Below are 10,488 nucleotides of genomic sequence, written 5' to 3'. Positions count from 1 at the left end.
TGACCCGACAGACCCTTATCCACGCGGACATCGCCTCAGCGATGTCTGGTTCTGAAACGATGGCGGCCGTGCCCGCCAGCACGGCCGCGTAACCGTTCGGCCGTGCTCAGGCCGCGAACGCTCGGACCCTGACACCGTTCGCTTCCAGCCGTCTCCTGACATGCGCGGCGATGGCGACGGCCGCCGGCGTGTCGCTGTGGACGCAGATCGAATCGATCGGCGTCCGCAGCAGCTGCCCGGAAAGCGTCTCGATGGCGCCTTGCTTGACCATCCGCACGACCCGTTCCGCCGCCTTCTCGGCATCGTGGATGACCGCGCCGTCCAGCTTGCGCGAGACAAGAAAGCCTTCCTCCGTATAGGCGCGGTCGGCGAAGATTTCGGACCTGACCGTCAGGCCCGCGTCGCGCGCGATCCTGTCCTGGAAGCCGAGCGCGATAGCCAGGCAGATCAGGCCGGGATCGACGGCCTTGACCGCGCGCGTCACGGCTTCGGCGACGCCTCGGTCCGTCTGGGTAAGGTTGCCCAGCGCGCCATGTGCCTTCACATAGCGGATCGGGTGGCCGGCATAGGCGGAAAGCGCCTGCGCCGCACCGATCTGGTAGGCGACCAGCCTTTCGATCTCATCCATGGAATGCGGGATGATGCGGCGTCCGAATCCCCACAGATCGGCGAAGCTCGGATGCGCGCCAACGGCGACGCCCTTCTCGCGCGCCATCAAGAACGTGGCCGCCATGATCTCGGGGTCGCCGGCATGAAAGCCGCAGGCCACATTGGCGGAACTGACGATGTCGAGGATCGCCGCATCGTCGCCGAGCCTGTAGGCTCCAAAACCCTCGCCCATGTCGGAATTGATATCGACCTGCAATCCTTTGGTCGCCATGGCGCTTTCCTCAGTGGTTCGAACCATCGCCTCTGCCTTCACACCAGCTCGTAGAGCGGCGTGCCGTAGCCGACGACCGCGCCGTCCTCGGCCAGCGCCGCGCCCAGCACTCCGTCTGCCGGCGCGAGCACGGCCTTCAGGCATGGGCCGACCTGCAGGACGCCGATCGTCTCGCCCTTGCGGACCATTTGGCCAGGTTCGGCAACCGGCCGACCGGTCGTTGGATGATCGAGACGGAACACGCCGACGCCGGGCGCACGCACGCCCTTGAAGACCGTTTCGGCCTTCGGCGCTTCAGCCGCAGCTATGGGTGTTTCAGCAACCACGGACCGCACAAGCAGGCGCAGCGAACAGCCGGCTTCCACCAATTCGATCTCACCTATGCCGGCGCTTGCGCACCAGGCGGTTAGCCTTTCGATCTCCTCAACCGTCATTGCCGCCTCGTCTCTGGAGCAGACCGCCTTCAATGAGACGTTCAAGATGGTGGATATCGAAGCCGCCAGCGGCGAAGCCGGGCTCCTCCATGAGGAGGCCGTGCAGCGGTGCATTGGTGGCGATGCCGACCGCCTCCATCTCGCCCAGCGCCCCGCTCATGCGCCGGATCGCCTCGGCCCGCGTCGCGCCATGCGCCAACAGCTTGGCCACCAGCGAATCGTAATGCGGCGGCACCATGTAGCCGGAGTAGAGATGTGATTCGACGCGGATTCCGGGACCGCCCGGCGGCGTCCAGCGCTCGACCCGGCCCGGATGCGGCCGAAAGCTGTATGGATCTTCAGCGTTGATGCGGCATTCGACGGCGTGGCCCTGAATGCAGATGTCTTCCTGCCTGAACGACAGGGGTTCGCCCCCGGCGATGCGGATCTGCTCGCGCACGATATCGATCCCGGTGACGAGTTCGGTGACGGGATGCTCCACCTGCACGCGGGTGTTCATCTCGATGAAAGAGAAGCGCCCGTCCTCGTAGAGGAATTCGAACGTGCCGGCACCCGTATAGCCGATGGTCAGGCATGCGCGGGCACACAGCTCGCCGATCTCGGCGATCGCCTCGCGGGCGATGCCGGGCGCTGGCGCCTCCTCGATGATCTTCTGGTGGCGGCGCTGCATGGAGCAATCCCGCTCGCCGAGCCAGACCGCCCTACCGTGCTTGTCCGCCAGAATCTGGATCTCGATATGGCGCGGGTGCTCGAGGAATTTTTCCAGATAGACTTGCGGGTTGCCGAAGGCCCGGTCCGCCTCTTTCACCGCCATCGAAACGGCTTCCATCAGGGCGCGTTCCTCGCGCACGATGCGCATGCCGCGTCCGCCGCCGCCACCCGCCGCCTTGACGATGACCGGGTAGCCGATGGCCTCGGCAATGGCGCGCACTGCCTGCTCGTCCTGAGGCAGCGCACCCTGCGAGCCCGCAACGCAGGGAACGCCGGCAGCGATCATCGTGCGCTTGGCGGAGACCTTGTCGCCCATGGTGCGGATCGCCGCCGCGGACGGGCCGACGAAGATGAGGCCGGCGTTTTCGACGGCCTCGGCGAAGGCAGCATTTTCCGAGAGGAAACCATAGCCCGGATGGATCGCGCCCGCGCCGGTAAGTTGCGCGGCGGTGATGATCTCAGCGATGTTGAGATAGCTCTCCGTCGCGGCCGCCGGTCCGATGCAGATCGCCCTGTCCGCCAGCGCGACATGGCGAAGGCTCGCATCCGCTTCCGAGTGCGCCGCCACCGTCTTCAATCCGAGATCGCGGCAGGCGCGCAGGATGCGCAGTGCAATTTCACCACGATTGGCGATAAGGACGGTATCGAACATCGCCGCTAGCCCAAATCTTCGAGAACGAACAGCACGTCACCGGACTGCACAGCGGCATGATCGTCGAACGCGATCTGGACGATCCGCCCAGCGCGATCGGATTCCACGACGTTGAACGTCTTCATGGCTTCTAGGACGCCGATCGTCTGCCCTTCCACGACCACATCGCCAAGCGAAGCGAGCGGCGGTTCGCCTTCGGTGCCGGAACGGTAGAACACGCCTGTCAGCGGCGCGCGGATTGAATGCCACGCGATGGGCGGAGTTGTCGAAGCTGGATTTGAAGAGACGGCGGTGTCTGCGGCTGGCTGCGGCGAAGGCTGCACCTGCGACGCGGATTGCGCCGGCGCCGCCTGCCTGGACATGCGGATGCGAACGCCGTCGCGCTCGATCTCCAGTTCGGCAATGGGCGAACGCGAGACAAATTCGATCAGCTTCTGGACGAAGTCGAGATCCATCGCCGGCCTATCGCAGCGCTTCGACGGCCTCGGCGATGCGCCTGATCGCTTTTTCGATCAGGTCCATCGACGTGGCTATGGAAATGCGGAAATGCGGTGACAGGCCGTAGGCTGAGCCCTGCACCACCGCGACCCGTGCCTGATCGAGCAGGTAGAGCGAGAAATCGTCGTCGCTGCCGATAGGAGTGCCGTCCGGGCGGCGACGGCCGATCAGGGCCGAGCAATTGGGATAGAGGTAGAAGGCGCCCTCGGGCGTCTGGCAGGTGAGACCGGGAATCGCGCGCAGCAGCTCCAGTGCGCGGTCGCGCCGCGCCTGGAATTCGAGCGCCCGCGGGCGAAGAAAGTCCTGAGGACCTTCCAGTGCTGCTATGGTCGCGGCCTGCGAGATGGATGACGGGTTCGACGTGCTTTGGCTCTGCACGGTCGCCATGGCACGGATCAACTCTTCCGGCCCGCCGGCGTAGCCGATCCGCCAGCCGGTCATGGCATAGGCCTTCGACACGCCATTGACTGTCAGCGTGCGGTCCTTCAGCCGTGGCTCGACGCCGGCGATGGTGTGGAAGGCGCGCCCGTCGAACAGGATATGCTCGTAGATGTCGTCGGTCAGCACGTGCACATGCGGGTGATCGAGCAACACCTCGGCCAGGCCCGCAAGTTCGTCGCGGCTGTAGACGGCGCCGGTCGGATTGGAGGGCGTGTTGAGCAGCAGCCATTTCGTGCGCCCCGTGATCGCGGCTCGCAGGGCTTGCGGCGTCAGTTTGAAGCCCTGCGCCTCCGTGCAGGGAACGACCACGGGCTTGCCTTCGCCGAGCAGGACGATGTCGGTGTAGGAAACCCAATAGGGCGCGGGGACAACCACCTCGTCGCCGGGAGCCAGCGTTGCCAGCAGGGCGTTGTAGATGATCTGCTTTGCGCCACCCGCGACGCTGATTTGCGAAGGCTTGTAGTCGAGGCCGTTCTCGCGCCTGAATTTTCCGGCCACCGCCTTCTTCAGCGCGGCCGTGCCATCCACCGCCGTATAGCGCGTCTCCCCCCTGCGCATCGCCTCGTAGGCCGCCTCGACGATGTGCGGAGGCGTCGGAAAATCCGGCTCGCCGGCGCTCAGGCTGATGACGTCGATGCCGGCTGAGCGCATTTCGATTGCCCGCGCGGTGACCGCCATGCTGGGGCTTGGCTTGATGACGTCGAGACGGGGAGCGATGAGGCCCACGGAACAATCCTCGGCATGCCTGATATTTGGTAAAAATTGGATAATGTATTCTGATTTTCGCGTCAAACCCCTTTTTCTGCGTCGAAGACCGGGTTATGTCTCATTTTGGAGGTGGGTCGATAGAGAAAAGTATCCAATCCTTCGTCGCCACCGATAACATTCGAGATAGGGAACACGATTGGAATGGGCACAAACTATGATGTGGTGATCGTCGGCGGAGGCGTTGTCGGCAGCTCGATCGCCTACTTCCTGTCAGCCAATCCGGATTTCGATGGCAGGATCGCGGTGATCGAGCGGGACCCCTACTACACGGCGTCCTCGTCTTCCTTATCGACCAGCGCCATACGCCAGCAGTTCGGCACGGCGCCGAACATCGCCATGTCGAAGTTCAGCATCGACTTCCTGCGCCAGGTAAAGACACGGCTTGCCATTGGCGATGAGTTGGCCGACATCGGCCTGCATGAGCCCGGTTATCTCGTGCTGGCGACGCCCGAGCGGGCCGACGCGCAGCGCGCCAAGAACCGCGTTCAGCGCGGCATGGGCGTCGACGCCGAGCTGATCGAGCAGGTCGAACTGGCACAACGCTTCCCGTGGCTCAACACGGACGATCTCGCGCTTGGCTCACTCGGCCTTGGCAGCGAAGGCTGGTTCGACGGCCCTGGCCTGATGCAGGCATTTCGCCGCAAGGCGCGCACGCAGGGCGTGGACTATCTCGCCGCGACGGTGACCGGACTGAGCATGGCGTCTCCCGGCAAGGTCGGCGAAGTGGTTCTGGACAATGGCGAACGGCTTGCCGCCGGCACAGTGATCAACGCGGCCGGACCATGGAGCGCGGGCATTGCCAGGATGGCCGGCGCCGAGTTGCCGGTTGTCCCGAGCAAGCGCTGCGTCTTCGTCTTCGAAACGCCGGCAAGGATCGACAACTGCCCCTTCGTCTTCGACACAAGCGGCTTTTGGCTGCGGCCGGAAGGTCAGCTCTTCCTGTGCGGTATTCCGCCGGTGCGCGAGAACGACCCGGACGATTTTGGCCTGGATGTGGACTACGACCTGTTCGACGAGTTGATCTGGCCGGCGCTGGCCCATCGTGTACCCGGCTTCGAACAATTGCGCATGCTGCGCGCCTGGGCGGGGCTCTACGAGTACAACACCTTCGACCACAGTGGCATCATCGGCCGGCATCCCGAGATCTCGAACTTTGTCCTGGCCACCGGCTTCAGCGGCCACGGCATGATGCATGCAGCGGCAACCGGGTCGGGCGTCAGTGATCTCATTGCCTATGGCGAGTACCGCTCTGTCGACCTATCGGCCTTCCGCTACGAACGGATCGCTGGCAACCAGCCCATCGAGGAACATGTCTACTGAAGCGAAACGGGCGACATGGCATCGCAGTGACAACGGTGCTATGCGTCCACTTCTTCAATCAAAACGGCGCCAGTCGACAAACACGGCGGCCGCCCCAGGCTGATTCATGCTCGTACAGAAGAAAACCATCTCGACCCAGGTCGCCGATGCCATCAGGCAGAAGATCCTGATCGGCGAATACGAGGCCAACTTCCAGCTGCGGCAGGAGCATCTGGCCACCGAGTTCGGCGTCAGCCGAATTCCGGTGCGAGAGGCGCTGCATCAGCTTCATTCGGAAGGCTTCGTCACGCTGGTTTCCCACAAGGGCGCCGTCGTCACCTCCATTTCCCTGGACGAGATCCTCGAGCTCTACGAATTGCGGGCCCGGATCGAAACATGGCTACTGGCACTAGCCATTCCAAGGATGACGGAGGCCGACCTCGCGCTGGCCCGCGAGCGCGCAAAACAGCACCAGGAGCAGGGCAAGACCGGCGAGTACTCGAACCAGCTCAACTGGAACTTCCACGCAGCGCTCTACGCGCCGTCCGGCCGCAAGGCGACGATCGAACTGGTGGGGCGCATCTACCAGCAGCTCGAACGCTACACGCGCATGATGGTGACGCTCACCGAGATCCAGGCCCAGTCCGACCGCGACCACTGGCAGCTCATCGACCTGTGCGAAGCCAAGGACACACTGCGCGCAGTCGGCCTTTTGGAAATGCACATCATCACCAGCGGCAAATTCCTGGTCGACCGGCTTCAGGAATTGCGGGGCAGCTGATCAATCGCCCCGTCTCCTTGTCCAGCCCCAATCCTTCGCGCGAAGATCATTTGCCGGGCAGATTGGTCGCCCGCGTCAGCAGGATCACCCCCGCCTTGTCGGCTGTGTCGTAGTAGGTGAAGCCGGTGCGGTTTTCCCGGCGCCCGCGCATCAGCACGGCAAGTCCGTCGGTTTTCGCCTTGGTTTCGGCTGCGTCCGCATCACGGACCTCAAAGCCGATGTGGAAGACGCCTTCACCCTTTGTATCGAGATGAATCCGCTGTGGTGAAGGATCGTGGTTCGGCTGGCACAGTTGCAGCTGAGTGTTCGGCAGGTTGCAAATCCGGTATTGCATCGCCTTGAAACCCTCCGGGCTTGGGACCTGGAGTTCTTCGTATTCAGCCAGCGGCGGATAGGACTCCCATGGCCCGATGCCGATGGAGTCATAATAGGCCTGCGCCTTGTCGATATCGTGCACGACGATGCAGATGTGATGCAGCTTGTCGAAGTTACCCATTTCTCACTCCTTGATCGGGACCGTATAATTCAGCACGCGGCGCCCTCCGTCGGGGTAGATCGTCTCGCCGGTAATGTAGGAAGCGTCGTCGCTGGCCAGGAACGCCACGACCGAGGCGATCTCGGCTGCCGTGCCGAGGCGCCCGAGCGGTGTGCGCGAAAGAACCGCCCGCCGCATTTCTTCCGAGTCGATGAATGTCCCGTCCATGACCATGTCCGTGGCGATAGTGCCCGGGCCGACACCGACCACGCGGATGCCGTGGGGAGCGAAGGCGACGGCCGCGGTGCTGGTGACCTGGTTCATGCCGCCCTTGGAGATCGCGTAGGTGGCGACGCGCGGGTTGGCGAGGCCGGAATTGATCGACGACATGTTGATGATAACGCCGCCACCACCCTGCGCGATCATCTGCCGGGCTGCCGCCTGGGTGCCCATGAACGCGCCCTTCAGATTGACGGCGAGAACCCTGTCGTAGTCCGCCTCTGTGATGTCGAGAAAGTCTTGAACCGGAGCGATGCCGGCATTGTTGACCATGATGTCGACACGGCCGAACTTCGCTACCGCCGCCGCAACCAGCGCATCGATCTGGTCCTTCTTGCTGACATCCGTAACGAGAGCCAGGACGCTGTCGGTGGTGCCGATTTCAGCGGCACATTTTCTCAGTTCCGTGGCATCGATGTCGCCGAGCACGAGCTTCGCGCCTTCGGCCAGAAAGCGTTCCGCGCAAGCGCGTCCGATGCCGCGCGCCGCTCCTGTGACAACAGCCACCTTGCCTGCCTGTCTCATGTCCAGTCCCTCGATCATTGTAAGTCGGCCACCGTCTCAGGGAGCGATGTGCCGAGCTTGGCCACGGATAAGGAAGATTCTCCCACCGAAGCCTACCCTAGCGGATAACGAAGGGATTGGCGGTCTTGCCGGCCGTGTCTATCCACACCGTCTTGGTCTGCAGATAGGAATTGATGGCCTCCTGCCCACTTTCGCGACCGATACCGCTCCTCTTGTAGCCGCCGAAGGGCGCCATGTAGGAGACGGTGCGATATGAATTGATCCAGACCATCCCCGCTTCCATCGCGGCCGCGCCGCGCAGCGCCCGGCCCATGTCGCTGGTCCATATCCCGGCCGCCAGTCCGTAGGGGCTGTCATTGGCAATGGCGAAGGCCTCGTCCTCGTCGTCGAACGGAATGACCGACAGGATCGGCCCGAACACCTCTTCACGCGCGATCCGCATTGTGTTGTTCACGCCGGTGAAAATGGTGGGCTCGACGAACCAGCCCTCGGCCAGTTCACCGGAAGCCGGCTTGCCACCGCCCAGCACGCAAAGTGCACCCTCGCGGCGCGCGATGCCGAGATAGGACAGCACCTTTTCGCGCTGGGCTTGCGTGGTGATCGGCCCCACCTGCGTCTCGGCCAGCGCCGGATTGCCCAGTCGAGCGCTGGCCGCCAGCATTATGACGCCCTCCACGAACCGGTCATGGATCTTGCGATGCACCAGCAGGCGTGAGCCGGCAATGCAGGTCTGGCCGCTGGCCGCGAAAATGCCTGATATCGCGCCGTTGACCGCGCTCTCAATATTGGCATCGTCGAAGACGATGTTGGCCGATTTGCCGCCGAGCTCCAGCGTGACGGTCTTGAGCTGTTCGGCAGCCGCTCGATAGACCGCAATGCCGCCGGGCTCGCCGCCGGTAAAGGCGATCTTGGCGACGTCGGGGTGAGCAACGAGCGGCACGCCGACATCAAGCGGCATGCCGGTGACGGTGTTGACCACGCCAGGGGGAAAGCCCGCCTGCGCAAACAGTTTCACGAACTCCAGCGTCGAGGCGGAGGCATGTTCCGACGGCTTGATGACGACAGTGTTGCCGGCTGCCAGCAGCGGCGCGAGCTTCCAAGTCAGAAGCAGAAGCGGCGAGTTCCACGGCACGATTGCCGCAATGACACCCAGCGGCTCGTGGCGGGTGAAAGCAAACATCCCTGCCTTGTCGATCGGCAGCACCGACCCTTCGATCTTGTCGGCAAGACCGCCGAAATAGCGGAACCATTCCGGGATATAATGCAGCTGCGCCGTCATTTCGGTGATCAGCTTGCCGTTGTCACGCGTCTCGATGGCGGCAATGCGATCCGCATTCTCGGCGATCAGCTCAGACAGTCGCACAAGCAGCTTGCCGCGCGCGGTGGGCGTAATGCCGGCCCATTCCTTCGACCGGAAAGCCGCTTTGGCGGACGCCACGGCAGCGTCCACCTCGGCCTCTCCGCCGCGCGGGATCAGCGCCCACGGCCTGCCGGTAAACGGATCGTGGCTCTCGAATGTATCGGCTGTCGATTGGAGCCGACCGCCGACCGTGTTCTGGAAACTGACCAGCGTCATATCGGCCCTCAACAGGTGGCAAAGCCCAGATGGGCGCGAAAGCGGTTCTTGACCTCGACCGCGTCGCGCGACGGCAGCGAGCGCGGCAGGTTCTCGGCGGTGATTTTCAGCACGAAAAGGCGTGGGCCGTCGGCCGGGCGACGCAGCTCTTCACACAGCGTGTCGACCTCCTCCAGCGAACGCAACTCGGCGGTTTTCGAAAAACCGCAGGCGGCCGCGACCTTGTCGAAACCAATGCCCTTGCCGGTGTGGCTGGACTGCATGCCGGTCTCGCCGAAATGCTGGTTGTCGAGCACGATCAGGTCGAGATTTTTCGGCCGCGCCACCGAGATCGTCGCCAGCGAACCGAACGCCATCAGCTGTTCGCCATCTCCGGTAATAACCATGACCCGCTTGTCGGGCTGGGCCTGGGCAAGCCCGAGGCCGATCAGCGCAGCCCCCCCCATGGCGCCCCACAGATAGTAGTTGTCGTTGCGGTCGCCGGCGGCATGCACGTCGTAGCTCGGCGAGCCGAGACCGGTCACGACCAATGCGCCGTCGCGGGCGTCGAGCAGCTTCTTCACCGCAACCCGGCGGTCCATCGTGGGTAAATTCATGTCGCTCACCACTTCTTCTTGCCGAGCAGCCGCTGCCCGATCAGCACGGCGATCTGCTGATCCGCGTCGAAGGCCATCAAGGCTGCTTGCGCCACTGTCTCCACGAGGTCGGGACCGGTTTCGGCGCGCAGCACCCTGAGGCCGATCGCCTTCAGCGAGGCCTCCGTCGCCTGCCCCATCGGCACCTGCCACGGATTGAACTCGGCCCATTCGCCGCGCATCGTCACCAGGACGAGCAAGGGAAAGCGCGCCTGCACGGGAAGTGACAGCATGTTGATGCAGTTGCCGACACCGGAGGATTGCATGAGCACGACGCTCCGCTTGCCACCGAGCCAGCAGCCGGCGGCGATGGCGATGCCCTCTTCCTCCGTCGTCAGCACGTTGGTGACGACCTCGGGATCCTCACTGAAAAGGCGGATCAATGTGGTATGGCCGGCGTCCGGCACATAGGACATATGGCTGATGCCGGCAGCCTTGAGCACGTCATAGACCTGATCTGGCCACTGCTTTTCAGACACCGCCGGAGCGGCTGCAAGCGCTGCTGCTTGCGGATGTTTTGCTTCTACGCTCGCC

12 protein-coding genes are annotated in these 10,488 nt (G+C 63.7%); 2 read left to right on the top strand and 10 right to left on the bottom strand.

The window, feature by feature from the left end; genetic code table 11:
* Positions 1-106 precede the first annotated feature (106 nt).
* The 5 genes from EN993_RS24300 to EN993_RS24280 are packed head-to-tail and all read right to left on the bottom strand — an operon-like array spanning position 107 to position 4,342.
* Positions 107-880, bottom strand: a complete 774-nt coding sequence (locus tag EN993_RS24300) for a 5-oxoprolinase subunit PxpA (RefSeq protein WP_109660131.1) — start codon at positions 878-880, stop codon at positions 107-109.
* A gap of 38 nt (positions 881-918) precedes the next feature.
* A complete protein-coding gene (locus tag EN993_RS24295; protein WP_127265029.1) occupies positions 919-1,314 on the bottom strand; it encodes a biotin attachment protein in 396 nt (131 codons plus the stop codon).
* Positions 1,304-2,677 carry an acetyl-CoA carboxylase biotin carboxylase subunit gene (gene accC / locus EN993_RS24290; RefSeq protein ID WP_127265028.1) on the bottom strand — a complete coding sequence of 458 codons (1,374 nt, stop codon included), beginning with the start codon at positions 2,675-2,677 and terminating at the stop codon, positions 1,304-1,306. The genes EN993_RS24295 and accC overlap by 11 nt, the downstream gene beginning before the upstream one ends.
* A gap of 5 nt (positions 2,678-2,682) precedes the next feature.
* Positions 2,683-3,132 carry a biotin/lipoyl-containing protein gene (locus EN993_RS24285; protein ID WP_109660125.1) on the bottom strand — a complete coding sequence of 150 codons (450 nt, stop codon included), beginning with the start codon at positions 3,130-3,132 and terminating at the stop codon, positions 2,683-2,685.
* Positions 3,133-3,139: 7 nt separating this feature from the next.
* Positions 3,140-4,342 (bottom strand): pyridoxal phosphate-dependent aminotransferase, encoded by a 1,203-nt coding sequence (locus tag EN993_RS24280; RefSeq protein WP_109660123.1) that lies wholly within the window; start codon positions 4,340-4,342, stop codon positions 3,140-3,142.
* 183 nt (positions 4,343-4,525) lie between these two features.
* Here EN993_RS24280 and EN993_RS24275 point away from each other — a divergent pair, with 183 nt between their 5' ends.
* Together EN993_RS24275 and EN993_RS24270 are read left to right on the top strand one after the other, a co-directional pair.
* The gene (locus tag EN993_RS24275) at positions 4,526-5,704 is read left to right on the top strand and encodes an FAD-binding oxidoreductase (protein WP_109660121.1); all 1,179 of its coding nucleotides are present in this window, start codon (positions 4,526-4,528) and stop codon (positions 5,702-5,704) included.
* 106 nt (positions 5,705-5,810) lie between these two features.
* Positions 5,811-6,464: a GntR family transcriptional regulator gene (locus EN993_RS24270; RefSeq protein ID WP_027167548.1), complete on the top strand. Its 654-nt coding sequence runs from the start codon at positions 5,811-5,813 to the stop codon at positions 6,462-6,464.
* Between the two features lie 46 nt (positions 6,465-6,510).
* Here the strand turns inward: EN993_RS24270 and EN993_RS24265 are convergent, their stop codons facing one another.
* The 5 genes from EN993_RS24265 to EN993_RS24245 form a co-directional block, all read right to left on the bottom strand.
* Entirely contained in the window at positions 6,511-6,960 is a 450-nt protein-coding gene (locus EN993_RS24265; RefSeq protein ID WP_109660119.1) for a VOC family protein, read from the bottom strand.
* 3 nt (positions 6,961-6,963) lie between these two features.
* Entirely contained in the window at positions 6,964-7,743 is a 780-nt protein-coding gene (locus EN993_RS24260) for an SDR family oxidoreductase (RefSeq protein WP_109661315.1), read from the bottom strand.
* 97 nt (positions 7,744-7,840) lie between these two features.
* Positions 7,841-9,319, bottom strand: coding sequence for an aldehyde dehydrogenase (locus EN993_RS24255; RefSeq protein ID WP_127265027.1), 1,479 nt, complete (start codon positions 9,317-9,319; stop codon positions 7,841-7,843).
* Between the two features lie 8 nt (positions 9,320-9,327).
* The gene (locus tag EN993_RS24250; protein WP_127265026.1) at positions 9,328-9,915 is read right to left on the bottom strand and encodes a thiamine pyrophosphate-dependent enzyme; all 588 of its coding nucleotides are present in this window, start codon (positions 9,913-9,915) and stop codon (positions 9,328-9,330) included.
* Between the two features lie 5 nt (positions 9,916-9,920).
* Positions 9,921-10,433, bottom strand: coding sequence for a thiamine pyrophosphate-binding protein (locus EN993_RS24245; protein WP_127265025.1), 513 nt, complete (start codon positions 10,431-10,433; stop codon positions 9,921-9,923).
* Positions 10,434-10,488: the final 55 nt, after the last annotated feature.

The sequence above is a fragment of the Mesorhizobium sp. M7D.F.Ca.US.004.01.2.1 genome (genome assembly GCF_003997785.1).
In the GTDB taxonomy this organism is placed as follows: domain Bacteria; phylum Pseudomonadota; class Alphaproteobacteria; order Rhizobiales; family Rhizobiaceae; genus Mesorhizobium; species Mesorhizobium loti.
The sequence above is the reverse complement of the archived record's forward strand: the minus strand, read 5'-3'. Positions and strand labels throughout refer to the sequence as shown.

Bases quoted from the DNA above. Each gene is read 5' to 3' on its own strand.
- EN993_RS24300 (WP_109660131.1), bottom strand. From the start codon at position 880: ATGGCGACCAAAGGATTGCAGGTCGATATCAATTCCGACATGGGCGAG.
- EN993_RS24295 (WP_127265029.1), bottom strand. From the start codon at position 1,314: ATGACGGTTGAGGAGATCGAAAGGCTAACCGCCTGGTGCGCAAGCGCC.
- accC (WP_127265028.1), bottom strand. From the start codon at position 2,677: ATGTTCGATACCGTCCTTATCGCCAATCGTGGTGAAATTGCACTGCGC.
- EN993_RS24285 (WP_109660125.1), bottom strand. From the start codon at position 3,132: ATGGATCTCGACTTCGTCCAGAAGCTGATCGAATTTGTCTCGCGTTCG.
- EN993_RS24275 (WP_109660121.1), top strand. From the start codon at position 4,526: ATGGGCACAAACTATGATGTGGTGATCGTCGGCGGAGGCGTTGTCGGC.
- EN993_RS24270 (WP_027167548.1), top strand. From the start codon at position 5,811: ATGCTCGTACAGAAGAAAACCATCTCGACCCAGGTCGCCGATGCCATC.
- EN993_RS24265 (WP_109660119.1), bottom strand. From the start codon at position 6,960: ATGGGTAACTTCGACAAGCTGCATCACATCTGCATCGTCGTGCACGAT.
- EN993_RS24260 (WP_109661315.1), bottom strand. From the start codon at position 7,743: ATGAGACAGGCAGGCAAGGTGGCTGTTGTCACAGGAGCGGCGCGCGGC.
- EN993_RS24255 (WP_127265027.1), bottom strand. From the start codon at position 9,319: ATGACGCTGGTCAGTTTCCAGAACACGGTCGGCGGTCGGCTCCAATCG.
- EN993_RS24250 (WP_127265026.1), bottom strand. From the start codon at position 9,915: ATGAATTTACCCACGATGGACCGCCGGGTTGCGGTGAAGAAGCTGCTC.